The following is a 17047-nucleotide window of genomic DNA, read 5'->3' on the forward strand; positions in this document are numbered from 1 at the left end:
CTTCCGCCGGCTTCGTAATGTAGCCTCCGGCTTTAGCCGGAGATCAAGGTCTTCAGATACGCGGCCACATCGGCCCGCGGTCGTTGTTCGTCCTGGCGCGTCGCGAGAGTGCGAACAGTCACAGTACCTGCTTCCAGCTCGGGTTTTCCAATGACCGCTGCAAATGGAATACCCCTCGCCTGCGCATACTGGAACTGCTTGACGATGACGCCCTTCTGATTATCTTCGGCCGGCGCCTCAGGATAGAGCTCGACGCGCAGGCCCGCCGCCCGCAGCTCGGTGGCCAGCGCCAGGTAGAGCTCGGTGCGCCCGGCGAACCACTGCACGACCATGACGTCAGCGGGCGTGGCCACCAGGGACGGCGGGAACATGTTGCGCTCCCCCATCACTACCAGGATGCGTTCGAGCCCCAGCGAAATGCCGCAGGCGGGCACGTCCTCGCCCGAGAACATGCCGATCAGGTTGTCGTAGCGGCCGCCGCCACCGAGGCTGCCGGCGAGGTCGGGCACGGCAATCTCGAAGATCGACCCGGTGTAGTACGACAGGCCACGGGCCAGGCTGGGATCGATCCGGATGCGGGAGGCCGCGCCCGTGGCGCCGCTCAACCGGACAATCTCCTGCAGCTCCGCCACGCCGGCGGCGCCGTCAGCCGAGACCAGGCCGGTCAGGCGCGCGAGGGTCTCGCGATTAAAGCGCGCCGGGTCCTGGTCGGCATCGGCCGCGGCCGCCTGGACGGCGGTGAAGAACTCGAGAATGAGCGAGGCGCCGCTGAACGGAATGCCACGGGCCTCGAACTCGGCGGCGACGCCGTCGCGCCCGATCTTGTCCAGCTTGTCGATGGCCACCAGCGCGTCGTTGTGCAGGTGCGACGGCACGCCGCCCGCGTCCAGCATGCCGGTGAGCACGCGCCGGTGATTCAGGCGGATGGTGAAGTTGGCAAAGCCCAGCCGCGTCAGCACATCGTTCGCCGCTGCCAGCAGTTCGGCTTCGACGACCATCGCCTTCGAGCCGATGGCGTCGACATCGCACTGATAGAACTCGCGGAAGCGGCCCTTCTGCGGGCGGTCGGCGCGCCACACCGGTTGCACTTGATAGCGCTTGAAGAACTTCGGCAGCCTGGCGCGATACTCCGCGACGACGCGGGCCAGTGGCACCGTCAGGTCGTAGCGCAGCGCCAGGTCGGCCTGCCCGGTTTCCGCGCCCTCGCCGCGCTTGAGAATCTTGAAGATGAGGCGGTCGCCCTCTTCGCCGTATTTCCCCTGGAGCGTTTCGAGGTTTTCGACCGACGGGGTCTCGAGCGGCTCGAACCCGTACTGCTGGTAGACGTCGGCGATCACGCCGATCACATGGCGGCGCTTGCGCACGTCTTCCGGCAGGAAGTCGCGCATGCCGCGGGCAGGTCCGGTGTTCATGCCAGGTAATCCAGGCGATAGTTCACGTAGTTGTCCGCATACCAGCGAATCTCGGCGACTTCTTCGTCGGTGAGCTGGCGCTTCACCTTCCCCGGCCGGCCCATCACCAGCGAGCGGGCGGGAATGCGCGTGCCCTCGGTCAGCAGCGTGCCGGCGGCGATCACGCAGTCCGACTCGACATGCACGCCGTTGAGCAGCACCGCCGCCATGCCCACCAGGACGCGATCCTCGATCGTGGTCCCGTGCACCACCGCCGAGTGCCCGATCGTCACCTCGTTGCCGATGATCGTCGGATGCGTGTCGCGCATCACGTGGATCATCGTCAGGTCCTGGATGTTGGTGCGGGCGCCGATGCGGATGCGGTTGACGTCGCCGCGAATGACGACGTTCATCCAGACCGAAGACTCGGCGCCAATCTCGACGTCGCCAATCACCTGGGCGCTCTGGTCAACGTAGCTGCCGGCCGCCACGAGCGGAGTCCGGCCCTTGAATGAACGAATCACGAGATCACCAGCTCACCAAATCACTAAATCTTGGGAAGCGTAACCCCGCGCTGCGCCTGGTACTTGCCCTTCTTGTCCTTGTAGGAGATCTCGCACGGCTCGTCACTCTGGAAGAACAGCACCTGCGCGATGCCCTCGTTGGCGTAGATCTTCGCCGGGAGCGGGGTCGTGTTCGAAATCTCGATCGTGACGTGCCCTTCCCACTCCGGCTCGAAGGGCGTGACGTTGACGATGATGCCGCAGCGCGCGTAGGTGGACTTGCCGAGGCAGATCGTCAGCACGTCACGGGGAATCCGGAAGTACTCCACCGTCGACGCCAGCGCGAAGGAATTCGGCGGGACGATGCATTCATCGCCGGTGATGTCGACAAACGACTTGGGGTCGAAGTTCTTCGGGTCCACCACCGTGTTGTAGACGTTGGTGAACACCTTGAACTCGTTGCCGACGCGGCAGTCGTAGCCGTACGACGAGACGCCGTACGACACCACGCCCGCGCGCACCTGCCGATCCTCGAACGGCTCGATCATGCCGTGCTCGAGGGCCATCTTGCGAATCCACCGGTCCGGCTTAATCGACATGCGCCTCACCCGGCACCCCTAAAGGGGTGCCCTACAGTTCCATTCCGCGGAAGAAATAGCCGAGTTCGAAGGCGGCGGTGTCCGGCGCGTCCGAGCCGTGCGTCGCGTTGTTGTCGATCGACGCGCCGAAGTCCTTGCGCATCGTGCCGGCCTCGGCCTTGGCCGGGTCGGTCGCGCCCATCAGGTCGCGCCACTTCTTGATCGCGTCCGGAGCCTCGCGGCACAGCACGACGCACCGGCCCGACGACATGAAGTCGGTGAGGCCGCCGAAGAACGGCCGCGCCTGGTGCACGTGGTAGAAGCCCTCGGCCTCGGCCTTGCTCATGTGGATCATGCGCATGCCGACAACGCGGAACCCGGCCCCTTCGATGCGAGCGAGAATCTGTCCGGCGACGCCCTTCTTGACGGCGTCCGGCTTAATGATGGCAAACGTTCTTTCCATATCCGCACAATTATATCCGCCTACGCTTGGGTTTGATCAGCCAAGCTTCGGCGAGACCTCGCCGTAGCGGCCGAAGGCCGCGGAGGCGGGTCTTCATCGCGGCAGCTCGCGGGACGGATAGCACCCCAACACCTTGAGAAACACCGTCCTCGCCGCCAGGCCGGCCAGGGCCGCCTGCACCCGGGGCTCGCCGAGGTGGCCTTCCACGTCGATGTAGAAGACGTACTCCCAGGGCGTGCCGGGCCGCGGCCGCGACTCGAGCTTGGTCAGGTTCAGGCCCTCGTTCGCGATGATGTTGAGGCAGCGGACCAGGGCGCCGTGCTCATGGCGGGTCGAGAACACCATCGACACCTTGGCGGCAATGCGCGGGTCGCAATCGATCGGGCTGGCGGCAACCACCACGAACCGGGTGTAGTTGACGGCCTGATTGGCGATGTCGCGCCGCAGGACGTGCAGCCCGAAGTGCGCCCCCGCCTCCTCGCTGGCAATGGCGGCCTCCGTCGGATCCTTCAGGTCCCGCACGTGCTGGGCCGCCAGGGCGGTGTTGCCGGCGGCGACGCCTTCGCAACCCGGCAGCCCGGCCAGGAACTCGCTGCACTGGGCCAGCGCCTGCGGATGCGAGTGAATGCGGCGGATCGACTCCACCGGGACGTCGGCGACGCCGAGCAGGCAGTGCCGGACGTCGACGATCTCCTCGCCCACCAGCGACAGGTTGTAGCGCAGGAGCAGGTCGTAGGCCTCGTAGACCGAGCCGGCCGTGGTGTTCTCAATCGGGAGCATCCCGCGATCGACGTGGCCTTCGATCACCGCCTCCAGCATCTCCTTGAACGTCGGATAGGCCTTGAGCCCGACGGCCCGGCTGGTGACGCCGAAGTGCTGCAGCGCCGCCTGGTGCCCGTAGGCGCCCTCGGTTCCCTGGAACGCCACGCGCAGCTCCGGCTGGGCGGTGTCGGGCGCCGTCTGCAGCATGTCGTGCTGCCGGCGCAGGGAGTCGTCCAGGATCTCGCGGAAGATACGCCGGACGAACGCCGGGTCGAGCCCGAGCCGCTCGCCAACCGCCGATCGGTGCTGCAGCAGCGCGGTTTCGCGATCGGCGTCGCGCACCGGGCCGTCGCCATCCGCCTTCACGCGGGCAATGTCGCGCGCCAACCGGGCGCGCTCGCCGAGCGCCGACACGAGCACGGCGTCGATGTCATCAAGGCTCTTCCGAAGCGAAGCCAAATCCTGACTGGTCATCACGTCCTCCACACCTTCCCCAAAAAAGAAAACCGCCGCCCCAGCGTGAACTGGGGCGGCGGCTTCAGGTCCTTGTGAATTGCCTAACTGGCTGCTTGCGGCCCGGACCCTACACGCCTCCCCTGGCGGCCGTAAAGCCGCCGGTGGTAAAGGACGTAAAGGACTGCGAGCCGCGAATCACTTGGCGCAGTATAGCCGAGGTCGGGGTGGCCATGCTTATGCAACTTGGTTCGGTGGCGCCGCCCGATGTTCGGGCTGTTTGCCAATAAATGAGGGTGAACATGACGAACTTTCGCTTTTCCGGTTGGGCCCTGGTGGTCGTTGGCCTGGCCGCCGGAGGGTCACACGTTTCCGCACAAGGGAACGTGGACGGCCATAAGTATGACAAGGGCGCCACGGTCACACTGCAGGGTTGCGTGATCGCCGGCCAGAAGAAAGACACCTACCTGCTCAGCCAGGTCAAGGAATGGCCGGCCGGTCTCTCCCGCATGGGCAAGCACGGCGCGCGCATGTACTGGATCGACAAGCGCGGCGACGACATGAAGGCCCACCTCGGCCACACCATCCAACTGACCGGCAAGATTACAGACGTGGAAAAATCAGAGATCGAGCTGGAACCGGGCGAGGACGGCACCGGTTTGCTGGTCGAGATCGAAGGCCCCGGCCGCGACGTGGTGACACCGGCCATCAATGCCGGTGTGAACCCGGCCACGTCGCCCAACGCCCACGACATCCCGATCACGCTGCTCAAGCTGAAGGTCGAGGAGCTCAAGATGATCTCGAGCTCCTGCCCCAGCACGAGGTAGCGCTACTTCTTCATTACGTCGACAAGCGCCTGGCCCATGTCGGCCGGGCTCTTGACGACGCGGACGCCCGCGGCGGTGAGGGCCGCCATCTTCTCGGCTGCCGTGCCCTTGCCGCCCGCGATAATCGCGCCGGCGTGGCCCATGCGGCGGCCTTCAGGCGCGGTCTGGCCGGCAATGAAGGCCACGATCGGCTTCGTGAAGTGGTCCTTGATCCAGGCCGCCGCTTCTTCCTCGGCCGAGCCGCCGATCTCGCCAATCATGATCACCGCGTCGGTTTCCGGATCGTCCTGGAACAGCCCCAACGCGTCGATGTGCGTCGTCCCGATCATCGGGTCGCCGCCGATGCCAATGCAGGTGCTCTGCCCCAACCCCTGGCGCGTCAGCTGATCGATCGCCTCGTAGGTGAGCGTGCCGCTCTTCGAGACGATGCCGATGCGGCCTTCCTTGCAGATATTGGCGGGAATGATGCCGGCCTTGCCCTTGCCCGGCGAGATGATGCCCGGGCAGTTCGGACCAATCAGGCGGGTGCCGGGATAGTCCTTCAGGAACGTCATGGCCTTCAGCATGTCCATGACCGGAATACCCTCGGTGATGCAGACCACGAGGCCCACGCCTGACTCGGCCGCCTCCATGATCGCGTCGGCGGCAAACGGCGGCGGCACGAAGATCACCGACGCGTTGGCGCCGGTCTCCTTCACCGCATCGGCGACGGTGTTGAACACCGGCCAGCCTTCGTGGGTGGTGCCGCCCTTGCCGGGCGTCACGCCGCCGACGACCTTGGTGTGATACGCGGCGGCGGCCTTGGCGTGGAACGTGCCCTCGCGCCCCGTGATGCCTTGCACGATCAGCCGCGTGTTCTTGTCGAGCAGAACTGCCATTAACGACCCCCCGCGAGTGCAACGACCTTGTCGGCCGCCTCGCCCATCGTGTCGGCGGTCGCAAAGTTCAGCCCGCTCTCGGCAAGCATCTTCTTTCCTTCCTCGACGTTGGTTCCCTTCATGCGAATCACGATCGGCACCGGCACGCCGAGTTCCTTCACCGCCGCAATCACGCCGGCGGCGAGCACGTCACAGCGCAGGATGCCGCCGAAGATGTTGATCAGCACGGCCTTCACGTTCTTGTCGGACATCAGGATCTTGAACGCGTTGCGGATCTGCTCGGCGTTGGCGCCGCCGCCCACGTCGAGGAAGTTGGCGGGCGACCCGCCGGCCAGCTTGATGATGTCCATGGTCGCCATGGCCAGGCCGGCACCGTTGACCATGCAGCCGATGGTGCCGTCGAGGCGGATGTAGTTGAGCGAGAACTTCGAGGCCTCGACCTCCAGCGGGTCCTCTTCGCTGACGTCGCGCAGCTCGCGAATGTCCGGGTGGCGGTACATCGCGTTGTCGTCGAAGTTCATCTTGGCGTCGAGCGCCAGCAGGTCGCCGCTCTTGGTCACAATCAGCGGGTTGATTTCGAGGATCGACGCGTCGGTCGCGATGAAGGCCTGGTAGAGGGCCATCATCATCTTGACGCCCTTCTTGAGGGAGTCGCCCGTGAGGCCCAGCGCAAACCCGAGTTGCTGCGCCTGGAACGGCTGCAGGCCGACGCCCGGGTGGATGAACACTTTGTGAATCTTCTCCGGCGACTCCTCGGCGATCTTCTCAATCTCAACGCCGCCCTCACGGCTGACCATGAGGACGATGCGCTGGGTGGAGCGATCGACCACCAGGCCGAGGTAGAGCTCGCGGTCAATGGCGAGGCCCTCTTCGACGAGCAGCCGCGAGATCTTCTGGCCGTCGGGGCCGGTCTGGTAGGTCACGAGCGTCTTGCCCAGCAGCTCGCGCGCCACGGCCTCGGCTTCTTCGGCCGACTTGGTGAGCTTGACGCCGCCGGCCTTGCCGCGGCCGCCGGCGTGAATCTGTGCCTTCACCACCGCGATGGGGCCGCCGAGGCGCTTGGCGATGTCGTGCACTTCTTCGGGCGTGAACGCCACTTCCCCGCGGGGAACCGGCACGCCGTACTTGGAGAGGACAGCTTTGGCTTGGTACTCGTGAATTTTCATGTGGAGGCGATTAGTTTATTACACGGCGCCCCATAAAGGGGGACGACCAGCGTCACGCGCCTTCGGGATGATAATATCAACCGTTGAGCACCTCCTTAATGACACCGCTGAAAGCGTTTTCCTCATCCATCGGCTCCAAGTTCCTCATCGCGTTCACCGGGCTATCTCTGTTCGTCTTCCTGATTGCCCACCTGGCGGGCAACCTGCTGTTCATCGCCGGACCGGACGCGTTCAATCACTACTCGCACTCGCTGATCAGCAACCCGCTGATTCTCGGCGCCGAAGCCGGCCTGGTGGCCATCTTCGCGCTCCACATCTTCAAGACGGTCGGGATGGTCGTGGCCAACCGCGGCGCCCGGCCCGAGCGGTACGCGACGCACAAGTGGGCCAAGGGCAAGAACGACCGCAGCCGCAAGAGCCTGTCGTCCACCACGATGATCCTGACCGGGACGATCACGCTCTTGTTCGTCGTGACGCACCTGATCACCTTCAAGTACGGGCCCTATTACGAGACCGCGGAAGGCATTCGCGACCTGTATCGGCTGCAACTGGCGGTGTTTAGCGATCCGACCTACGTCGCCTTCTATCTGGTGTGCATGAGCGTGATTGGCTTTCACCTCTGGCACGGCATTTCGAGCGCCGCGCAGTCGTTCGGCGTGGACAGCCCGCAGTGGACGCCGCGTATTGTCTGGACCGGCCGGCTGCTGACCGCCGTGATTACCGCGGGCTTCGCCCTGCTGCCGGTGTTTACCTTCGTCGTGGGGCGTAACTGACATGACTCTCGATTCACGAACGCCCAGCGGCCCGATTGGCGACAAGTGGGACCGGCGCAAGTTCGAAAACAAGCTGGTGAACCCCGCCAACCGGCGGAAGTTCCAGGTCATCGTGGTGGGCACCGGCCTGGCCGGCGCCTCGGCGGCCGCCTCGCTGGGTGAGCTCGGCTACCCGGTGAAAGTGTTCGGCATTCACGACAGCCCCCGCCGCGCGCACAGCATTGCCGCGCAGGGCGGCATCAACGCGGCGAAGAACTATCGCAACGACGGCGACAGCGCCTACCGCCTGTTCTACGACACCATCAAGGGCGGCGACTATCGCGCCCGCGAAGCCAACGTCTATCGCCTCGCCCAGATGTCGGTGAACATCATCGACCAGTGCGTGGCGCAGGGCGTGCCCTTCGCGCGCGAGTACGGCGGGCTGCTGGACAACCGCTCGTTCGGCGGCGCGCAGGTGTCGCGCACGTTCTACGCCCGCGGCCAGACCGGCCAGCAACTCCTGCTGGGCGCCTACCAGTCGATGATGCGGCAGGTGGACGCCGGCACGGTCTCCCTGTTCCAGCGGCGCGAGATGCTCGACCTGGTGGTCGTCAACGGCCAGGCCCGGGGCATCGTCTGCCGCAACCTGGTCACCGGCGAGCTCGAGTCGCACGAGGCCGACGCCGTGCTGCTCTGCACGGGCGGCTATGGCAACGTGTTCTACCTGTCGACCAACGCCGTGAACTCGAACGTCACTGCGGCCTGGCGCGCCCACAAGCGCGGCGCCTTTTTCGCCAACCCGTGCTTCACGCAGATTCACCCGACCTGCATCCCGGTGAGCGGCGATCATCAGTCGAAGCTCACCCTGATGTCGGAGAGCCTGCGCAACGACGGCCGGGTCTGGGTGCCGAAGAAGCAGGGCGACAAGCGCCCGCCGGCGCAGATTCCCGACTCGGAACGCGACTACTACCTGGAACGGCGCTACCCCGCCTTCGGCAACCTCGTGCCGCGCGACGTCGCATCGCGGGCCGCCAAGGCCGTGTGCGACGACGGCCACGGCGCCGGCGACTCGGGCCTGTCGGTCTACCTCGACTTCGCCGACGCCATCAAGCGCCACGGCGTTGACACCATCAAGGCGCGCTACGGCAACCTGTTCGACATGTACGCCCGGATTACGGACGAGAACCCGTATGAGGCGCCCATGCGCATCTACCCCGCCGTGCACTACGCGATGGGCGGCCTGTGGGTGGACTACAACCTGATGTCCACCGTGCCGGGCCTGTTCGTGCTGGGCGAAGCGAACTTCTCCGACCACGGCGCCAACCGGCTGGGCGCCAGCGCCCTGATGCAGGGCCTGGCCGACGGCTATTTCGTCGCGCCCTACACCGTGGCCAACTACCTGGGCGGGACGAGCCTGCCTCCCGTGCCGGCCTCGCACGACGCGTTCGGCGCCGCCAAGGCCGAGGCGCAGGGGCGCATCGACCGCGTGCTGCAGGTCAAGGGCAAGCGCACGGTGCGCGAGTTCCACCGCTCCCTTGGCGCCATCTGCTGGGATCACGTCGGCATGGCGCGCACCGAAGCCGGGCTGGCCGAAGCCATCGTGCAGATTCGCCGCCTCCGCGAGGAGTTCTGGCAGGACGTCGCCGTGTCCGGCGAGGTCAGCAACCTGAACCCGGGTCTCGACTACGCCGGCCGGGTGGCCGACTACATGGAATTTGCCGAGGTGCTGGCCCTCGACGCGCTCGAGCGGCGCGAGTCGTGCGGCGGGCACTTCCGCGAGGAATACCAGACCCCCGACGGCGAGGCGCTTCGAAAAGACGACGAGTATTCGTACGTGGCGGCGTGGGAATTCAAGGGCGTGGGGACGCGACCGGAGCTGCACAAGGAAGCCCTGGTCTTCGAGGAAGTCCACCCGACGCAGCGGAGCTACAAGTGATGGCGATGACGGTGAAATTGAAAGTGTGGCGCCAGCCCGGACCGGGGCAACCCGGGAAGCTGGTGGACTACGTGGCCGGCAACATCCACCCCGACATGTCGTTTCTCGAGATGCTGGACGTGGTCAACGAAGACCTGATTCGCAAGGGCCAGGACCCGATTGCGTTCGACTCGGACTGCCGCGAGGGCATCTGCGGCAGCTGCGGGCTGGTCATCGACGGAATCCCGCACGGGCCCGACAAGGGCGCCACCACCTGCCAGGTGCACATGCGGCGGTTCCGTAACGGCGAGACCATCACCATTGAGCCGTTCCGGGCCAAGGCCTTCCCCGTGCTCAAGGACCTGGTCGTGGACCGTGCGGCGTTCGACCGCATCATCGCCGCGGGCGGTTACGTGTCGATGAACGCCGGCGGCGCACCCGAGGCCAACAACCTGCCCATCGCCAAGGACATCGCTGACCGGGCCATGGATTCCGCCCAGTGCATCGGCTGCGGCGCCTGCGTCGCGGCCTGCAAGAACGCCGCCGCTCACCTGTTCACCTCCGCCAAGATCACGCACCTCGGCCTGTTGCCGCAGGGCGAGCCCGAACGCGACCGCCGCGTGGTCCGCATGGTGGCGCAGATGGATGACGAAGGGTTCGGGAGCTGTTCGAACGAAGGGGAATGCGAAGCGGTGTGCCCGAAGGAAATCCCGATCTCCAATATTGCGCGGATGAACCGGGACTTCCTTCGAGCGATGGTGAAATAAGGCACCCCGTAAAGGGGTGCCCTACGGGGCTGGTTGTCTAGACGCCGATCACATCCACGAGTTCCTTTACGGCACCGGCTGACTTGTTGAAGGCGGCCTGCTCTTCGGCGGTGAGCTTGATCTGGATGATCTGTTCCACGCCCTTGGCGCCCAGCTTCACCGGCACGCCCACGAACAGGTCGTGGATCCCGTACTCGCCCTGCAGGTAGACCGAGCACGGCATGATCTTCTTCTGATCCTTCAGGATCGCCTCGACCATGAGGGCCGCGGACGCGCCGGGCGCGTACCAGGCGCTGGTGCCGACCAGTTTCGTGATTTCGGCGCCGCCGTTGGCGGTGCGCTCGCAAATCGCGGCAATTCTGTCGGCCGGCAACAATTCCGTGATCGGAATGCCGGCGACCGTGGTGAAACGCGGCAGGGGCACCATGGTGTCACCGTGTCCGCCGAGCACGAAGGACGAGACGTTCTCCACCGAAACCCCGAGTTCCATGGCGATGAACGTGCTCATGCGAGCCGAGTCGAGCACGCCGGCCATGCCGATCACGCGCTCGCGGGGGAACTTGCTCAGCTTGTAGACGGCCTGCGACATCGCGTCCAGCGGGTTGGCCACCGGCACGATGATGCAGTTCGGCGAGTACTTGACGACTTCCGCCGTCACGTTCTGCATGATTTCGTAGTTGACCTTCAGCAGGTCGTCACGGCTCATGCCAGGCTTGCGCGGCATGCCCGACGTAATCACGACCACGTCGGAGTTGGCGCTCTCCGCGAAATCTTTCGTGCCAACACCGACGACGCGCGAGGCTGATCCTTCGATCGGGCACGATTCGTAAATGTCGAGGGCCACGCCCGCCGCCTTGGTCTCGGCGATGTCGATGACCACGACATCAGCGAGCTCTTTCTGCGCGATGCAACGCGCGACGGTTGCGCCGACATTTCCCGCACCACCAACGACCGTAACTTTCCGATTCATGAATGACTCCGTTAGGTCAGATTCCCTGTAACCGTCCGCGCGCGATCCACAGTTTCTGTGGAAAACCTTGTGGAAAACCGCGCATGAACACCGTGTAACGCTCGCGTTTCGGAACAAATCAGCGGATTGCACCATCCGTGGTGCGTTGCGCCGTCACCCTTCACGCGTCACATCGACACAAGTGCAGTATTATATCGGCTCACACTGTTCCCGTTTCATAGTTCACATTCAAACCGCAAAGGCTCGCCGCTGCATGTTGATTGTTGTTGCCGACGATCTCCCGAAGACCGCCCTCGAACTGCTCCGCTCCGAAGGATGGACGGTGGATGCGCGTTCAGGTCGAACCCCCGAACAATTGAAAGGTGATTTGGTCGAGGCCGACGCGATTGTCGTGCGCAGCGCCACCAAGGTCACCGCCGACATCATCGCCGCCGCCCCGAAGCTGCGCGCCATCGCCCGCGCCGGAACCGGCGTGGACAACGTCAACGTCGAGGCCGCCAGCACGCGCGGCATCGTCGTGATGAACGCGCCGGGCGCCAACAGCATCAGCGTGGCCGAGCTGGCCATGGCGCAGCTGCTGTCGCTGGCCCGCAAGCTGCCCGCCGCCGACGCCTCGATGAAGCAAGGCAAGTGGGACAAGAAGTCGTTTCTCGGCGAGGAAGTCCGCGGCAAGGTCCTCGGCCTGGCCGGTCTCGGCCGCATCGGCCAGGAAGTGGCCCGCCGCGCGCAGTCGTTCGAGATGACGGTGATTGCGCACGACCCGTTCATTTCCGCGCACGTCGCGGCGGAGCTGGGCGTGGAGCTGGTCTCGTTCGACGACCTGTGCGCGCGCGCCAATTTTCTGTCGCTGCACATGCCCTCGACGCCCCAGACGCGCCACATCTTCAACGCGGCGCGGTTCGCGGCCTGCAAGAAAGGCCTGAAACTCATCAACACGGCCCGCGGCGACTTGATCGACGAGGCGGCGCTGGTGGATGCCATCAACTGCGGCCAGATCGGCGGCGCGGCGCTGGATGTGTACACGCAGGAGCCGACCACCGACCACACGCTTCAGCAGTTGCCCCAGGTGGTGGCGAGTCCGCATATTGCCGCCTCAACCCGCGAGGGCCAGGAGCTGGTGGGTGTCGAAACGGCCTCGGCCTTGCGCGATTTCCTCAAGACCGGCGTGATCCGCAACGCCGTCAATTTTCCGTCGGTGGCGCCGGAAGAGTTCCAGCGCTTGCAGCCGTTCATCAAGTTGGGCAAACAGCTCGGCTGCCTGGTGGCTCAAATGGGCGAAGCGCGCATCGAGAGCCTCGGCGTGCGCTACTACGGCGACCTCGCGGCCGGTCAGCATCCGCTGATTGTCAACGCGGTGCTCGTTGGCCTGTTCCAGGCCATCCTGAACGACACGGTCACCGAAGTGAACGCACGGGCGGTGGCCACCGCCCGTGGCATCGACCTGGTCGAGTCATCCAGCACGCGGGCCCGCGAGTACCGCAGCCTGCTGTCGGTGAAGCTCACCACCAGCGACGGCGAGCGCTGGGTCGAAGGCACGGTGGCGGCCAACGGCGGGTCGCGCCTGGTCCTGCTGAACGGCGTGCCCATCGAAGCCCCCCTCAACGGCACGCTGCTCCTGCTGGCCAACAACGACCAGCCCGGCGTGATCGGCGAGGTCGGCACCATTCTCGGCAAGCACGGCATCAACATCGCCAACTTCGCGCTCGGCCGCAGCGACAACGGCGCGGTCGGCGCGGTCAACGTGGATGAGCCGGGCGATCAGATCGGCGAAGATGTGCTGAAGGCGATCCGCGCGGTGAAGGCCGTCAAGGACGCCTGGTTGGTCCGCGTGTAGCATCCGGCTTTAGCCGAATTGTCTGATGTGGTGTCCGCCTAAAGGCGGACGCCACATTGCTAAGGCAGGCGAAGTGTTTGGGTGATGCCCCCGGCGTCAACAATGACGATGGCGGTGTCGTCCACGCGGACCACGCTGTAGCCGTTCGAAAGCTTGTCGCCGGCCTTCACGAAGGCGAGCGCCCCGTTGTCATTGACGATCGCCGTCAGCACCGTCGCGCCGTCCTGCTGGCTCGACGCAATCCCGGACAATCGAAACTGCGGCGGAGGCGGTTCGGCCGGAAACGGTGCTGGCATGGCCGCCGCCACTACCGGTTCCGCGGCCGAGGCCAACTGCTGCCGCGAGGTGACTGCCGGCCGGCGCGCGCCGAAGACGAACGGATTACGGCCGGGCGACGGCGTTCGAACGGGCTGCGAGTCCAGGCGCTCGCGCAACTGCCGCGTGAACGGCGCCACGGTGGCCGGGCTGCCCAGCGGCCTGGGCGCGGAGCGTTCGCGCGCCGCGGGCGCGTCCTGCCGGCTCGTCGAGGTCGAGGTCCCCACCAGCCAACCGGCGGTGAGGCTGATCGCGCCAATGAGGAGCACCGTTCGTGGGGCCATCGCTCTGACCATCATATCGCCGCGACGGGTTCTCTTCCATTGGACCAGGAGGCTCCCGCAGCCGTTACACCGGTCCGGCTAACCACCTTCGCCAAGGTTATGGCGGTCAAGAAGCCGGATGCCACAGTGGTTCGGCTAAAGCCGGACGCCACATGGGCCTGGAAATCGCTGTGGTATGATTCGTCGTGCACCCCAATTCGGTCGAGCGTCTTCCATTTACGCTGACTGAATCGTCGGTTCTCGCCATTATCCCGGCGAGGTTCCACGCCACCCGTCTCCCCGGAAAAATTCTCGCCGACATCGCCGGTCATCCGATGATCGAGCACGTCTACCGCCGCACCGCGGCGGCCCGGCTCGTGCACGCGACGATTGTCGCGACCGATGACGAACGGATCGCCCGCGCCGTGGAGTCGTTCGGCGGCGCCGCGATCATGACCCGCACCGACCACGTCAGCGGCACCGACCGCCTGGCCGAGGTGGCCGCGCAGGTCGCCTGCCGGCTGGTGGTCAACGTCCAGGGCGACGAACCGCTGATTGAACCCGGCACCATCGACGCCGCCGTGGCCCCGATGCTGGCCGATGCCGCGCTCGAGATGAGCACGCTCAGCCGGCCGCTGGCCGGTGACCACGAGCTCACGAGCCGGAGCGTCGTCAAGGTCGTGACCGACCTCAGGGGACGGGCGCTCTACTTTTCCCGCTCGGCGATGCCCGGAAGCGCGGCTCATGTTGGTCTTTATGTTTATCGGCGCGACGTCCTGCTGAAGTTAGCCGCCCTCCCCCCTGCCCCGCTGGAGACCCTCGAGTCCCTGGAGCAGCTCAGGGCCCTCTCCAACGGCATTGGGATCCAGGTCGTGTCCACCATTCACGCTTCGGCCGGGGTCGACACGCCCGCGGACCTCGAACGCGTTCGACACCTGATGATGGCGGCGCCCCATGAGGGGGCGCCCTACATGGCCTCGTGAGACCCGCGATGGAAAACACCGGCAAGCAGACCAAATACATCTTCGTGACCGGCGGCGTCGTGTCGTCGCTTGGCAAGGGGCTGGCCGCGGCCTCGATTGGCGCGCTGCTCGAAGGCCACGGCTACAAGGTCACGCTCCAGAAGTTCGATCCCTACATCAACGTCGATCCGGGCACCATGAGCCCGTATCAGCACGGCGAGGTGTACGTGACCGACGATGGGGCCGAGACCGACCTGGATCTGGGCCACTACGAGCGGTTCACCACCATGACCGCGACGCGCAACAGCAACTGGACCACCGGCAAGATCTACATGTCGGTGATTCAGAAGGAACGCCGCGGCGACTACCTGGGCCGCACGGTGCAGGTGATCCCGCACATCACCAACGAGATCAAGGACTGCATCCGCCAGGCCGGCCGCGACGTTGACGTGGTGCTGGTCGAAATCGGCGGCACGGTCGGCGACATCGAGAGCTTGCCGTTCCTCGAAGCCATTCGCCAGTTCCGGCAGGACGTCGGCCGCGAGAACACCATCTACGTGCACCTCACGCTGGTGCCGTACATCGGCGCCGCCGGTGAGCTCAAGACCAAGCCGACCCAGCACAGCGTCCGCGACCTGCGGTCGATCGGCATCCAGCCCGACATCCTGCTGTGCCGGACCGATCGCATCCTGGCGCGTGAGATCAAGCAGAAGATCGCCCTGTTCTGCGACGTCAACGAAGAGGCCGTGATCACGGCGAAAGACGTCCCGACCATCTACGAGGTGCCGCTCTCGCTGCGAGACGAGGGCCTCGACGGCGTGATCCTGAAGTACCTGCACCTGCCGCCCAGCGAGTCGCGCATGCAGCCCTGGGAGGAACTGGTCCACCGGATCAAGAACCCCGAAGACGAGCTCACCATCCACGTGGTCGGCAAGTACACGGGCTACGAGGACTCGTACAAGTCGCTCAACGAAGCGCTGTATCACGGCGGCTTCGCGAACCACGTCCGCATCAACATCCAGTGGGTCGAGTCCGAGGCCCTCGAACAGGAAGGCGGCTCGCGGCTGCTCGAAGGCGCCACCGCCATCCTGGTACCGGGCGGGTTCGGCTCGCGCGGCACGCGCGGCATGATGAAGGCATCCGAGTTCGCGCGCACGCACCGCATTCCCTTCTTCGGCATCTGCTACGGGTTCCAGTGGGCGACCGTTGAGTTCGCCCGCAACGTCTGCGGTCTCGATGGCGCCGACTCCACGGAAGTGGACGAGGCGGCGCCCCACAAGGTGATCTACAAGCTGCGCGACCTGCTCGGCGTGGACGAACTGGGTGGCACCATGCGCCTGGGCCGCTACGCCTGCGAGCTGGCGCCCGGCTCGCTGGCGCGCCGGATTTACGGCACCGACCTGATTCACGAACGCCATCGCCACCGGTTCGAGTTCAACTGCCTCTACGAGCCCACGCTCGCCGAACACGGCATGCGCATCTCGGGGCGATCGCCCGACGGCAAGTTCGTCGAGATTGCGGAGCTGGCCGACCATCCGTGGTACGTGGCCGTCCAGTTCCACCCGGAATTCCAGTCGCGCCCGCTCAAGCCGCATCCGCTGTTCTCGAGCTTCGTCGAAGCCGCCAAGCTGCAGAAGCAACAAGCCGACGGCCGCGAGCCGGTGCGCGTGGCCAAGAGCGAGGCCTAGGTGCAGCCTGTCTCGCCGGTCAGTGCCGGATCCGTCACGTTCGGCACCGGCCATCCGCTGGCCTTCATCCTCGGCCCGTGCGTCATCGAAAGCGAGTCGCACGCCGTGGACCTCGGCGTCGCCATCGCGGAGATTGCGGCGCGGGTCGGCGCGCCCGTCGTGTTCAAGGCGTCGTTCGACAAGGCCAACCGCACGTCCCTGTCCTCGTACCGCGGCCCGGGCCTCACCGAAGGGCTCAAGGTGCTGGCCAAGGTCAAGGCCCGCACCGGACTCCCGATCCTGACCGACGTCCACGAGGTCAGCCAGGTGGCGGCGGCCGCCGCGGTGGTGGACATCCTGCAGATCCCCGCGTTCCTGTCGCGCCAGACCGACCTGCTGGTGGCCGCGGCGCGAACCGGACGGGTGGTCAACGTCAAGAAGGGCCAGTTCCTCGCCCCCCGCGACATGCGCCACGTCGTCGCCAAGATTGCGGAGTCCGGCAATTCGCAGATTCTCGTGACCGAGCGCGGCGTGTCGTTCGGCTACAACAACCTCGTCGTGGACCCCCGCGCCTTCCCGAT

General features: G+C 65.7%; 17 protein-coding genes. 8 read left to right on the forward strand and 9 right to left on the reverse strand.

Annotation, left to right across the window (positions count from 1 at the left end; all coding sequences use genetic code 11):
• Positions 1-32: 32 nt before the first annotated feature.
• The 5 genes from hisS to WC815_22515 form a co-directional block, all read right to left on the reverse strand.
• Positions 33-1412 carry a histidine--tRNA ligase gene (gene hisS / locus WC815_22495; protein MFA5911556.1) on the reverse strand — a complete coding sequence of 460 codons (1380 nt, stop codon included), beginning with the start codon at positions 1410-1412 and terminating at the stop codon, positions 33-35.
• Positions 1409-1915, reverse strand: coding sequence for a gamma carbonic anhydrase family protein (locus tag WC815_22500; protein MFA5911557.1), 507 nt, complete (start codon positions 1913-1915; stop codon positions 1409-1411). Before WC815_22500 ends, hisS begins: the two co-directional genes overlap by 4 nt.
• Positions 1916-1938: 23 nt before the next feature.
• Positions 1939-2493, reverse strand: a complete 555-nt coding sequence (dcd, locus tag WC815_22505; protein MFA5911558.1) for a dCTP deaminase — start codon at positions 2491-2493, stop codon at positions 1939-1941.
• A 31-nt stretch (positions 2494-2524) separates the two neighbouring features.
• On the reverse strand, positions 2525-2935 hold the full coding sequence (gene ndk, locus WC815_22510) for a nucleoside-diphosphate kinase (protein MFA5911559.1): 411 nt from the start codon (positions 2933-2935) through the stop codon (positions 2525-2527).
• A gap of 93 nt (positions 2936-3028) precedes the next feature.
• Entirely contained in the window at positions 3029-4156 is a 1128-nt protein-coding gene (locus WC815_22515) for a bifunctional chorismate mutase/prephenate dehydratase (GenBank protein ID MFA5911560.1), read from the reverse strand.
• Between the two features lie 296 nt (positions 4157-4452).
• On the opposite strand from WC815_22515, the gene WC815_22520 reads away from it, so the two are divergent.
• On the forward strand, positions 4453-4977 hold the full coding sequence (locus WC815_22520) for a hypothetical protein (GenBank protein MFA5911561.1): 525 nt from the start codon (positions 4453-4455) through the stop codon (positions 4975-4977).
• Between the two features lie 2 nt (positions 4978-4979).
• On the opposite strand, the gene sucD is transcribed toward WC815_22520, so the two are convergent.
• Together sucD and sucC are read right to left on the reverse strand one after the other, a co-directional pair.
• Complete coding sequence (gene sucD / locus WC815_22525; protein ID MFA5911562.1) at positions 4980-5855, reverse strand: succinate--CoA ligase subunit alpha; 876 nt, start codon at positions 5853-5855, stop codon at positions 4980-4982.
• Positions 5855-7021 carry an ADP-forming succinate--CoA ligase subunit beta gene (gene sucC / locus WC815_22530; GenBank protein ID MFA5911563.1) on the reverse strand — a complete coding sequence of 389 codons (1167 nt, stop codon included), beginning with the start codon at positions 7019-7021 and terminating at the stop codon, positions 5855-5857. Before sucC ends, sucD begins: the two co-directional genes overlap by 1 nt.
• Before the next feature lie 98 nt (positions 7022-7119).
• Here sucC and WC815_22535 point away from each other — a divergent pair, with 98 nt between their 5' ends.
• The 3 genes from WC815_22535 to WC815_22545 are packed head-to-tail and all read left to right on the forward strand — an operon-like array spanning position 7120 to position 10455.
• On the forward strand, positions 7120-7794 hold the full coding sequence (locus tag WC815_22535) for a succinate dehydrogenase cytochrome b subunit (protein ID MFA5911564.1): 675 nt from the start codon (positions 7120-7122) through the stop codon (positions 7792-7794).
• 1 nt (position 7795) lies between these two features.
• Positions 7796-9709, forward strand: a complete 1914-nt coding sequence (locus WC815_22540; GenBank protein MFA5911565.1) for a fumarate reductase/succinate dehydrogenase flavoprotein subunit — start codon at positions 7796-7798, stop codon at positions 9707-9709.
• Positions 9710-9714: 5 nt separating this feature from the next.
• Positions 9715-10455 (forward strand): succinate dehydrogenase/fumarate reductase iron-sulfur subunit, encoded by a 741-nt coding sequence (locus WC815_22545; protein MFA5911566.1) that lies wholly within the window; start codon positions 9715-9717, stop codon positions 10453-10455.
• A gap of 37 nt (positions 10456-10492) precedes the next feature.
• Here WC815_22545 and mdh read toward each other — a convergent pair whose 3' ends face one another.
• Positions 10493-11425, reverse strand: coding sequence for a malate dehydrogenase (mdh, locus tag WC815_22550; protein MFA5911567.1), 933 nt, complete (start codon positions 11423-11425; stop codon positions 10493-10495).
• Between the two features lie 253 nt (positions 11426-11678).
• Between mdh and serA the strand changes: the two genes are divergently transcribed.
• On the forward strand, positions 11679-13259 hold the full coding sequence (gene serA, locus WC815_22555) for a phosphoglycerate dehydrogenase (protein ID MFA5911568.1): 1581 nt from the start codon (positions 11679-11681) through the stop codon (positions 13257-13259).
• Positions 13260-13318: 59 nt separating this feature from the next.
• Here the strand turns inward: serA and WC815_22560 are convergent, their stop codons facing one another.
• Positions 13319-13858, reverse strand: coding sequence for a hypothetical protein (locus WC815_22560; protein ID MFA5911569.1), 540 nt, complete (start codon positions 13856-13858; stop codon positions 13319-13321).
• 185 nt (positions 13859-14043) lie between these two features.
• On the opposite strand from WC815_22560, the gene kdsB reads away from it, so the two are divergent.
• The 3 genes from kdsB to kdsA all read left to right on the forward strand — a co-directional run.
• On the forward strand, positions 14044-14820 hold the full coding sequence (gene kdsB / locus WC815_22565) for a 3-deoxy-manno-octulosonate cytidylyltransferase (protein ID MFA5911570.1): 777 nt from the start codon (positions 14044-14046) through the stop codon (positions 14818-14820).
• The gene (locus WC815_22570) at positions 14817-16487 is read left to right on the forward strand and encodes a CTP synthase (GenBank protein MFA5911571.1); all 1671 of its coding nucleotides are present in this window, start codon (positions 14817-14819) and stop codon (positions 16485-16487) included. Before kdsB ends, WC815_22570 begins: the two co-directional genes overlap by 4 nt.
• On the forward strand, positions 16488-17047 hold a 560-nt coding region (gene kdsA / locus WC815_22575; GenBank protein MFA5911572.1), incomplete at its 3' end, for a 3-deoxy-8-phosphooctulonate synthase.

Source organism: Vicinamibacterales bacterium, from assembly GCA_041659285.1.
In the GTDB taxonomy this organism is placed as follows: Bacteria; Acidobacteriota; Vicinamibacteria; order Vicinamibacterales; family UBA2999; genus 12-FULL-67-14b.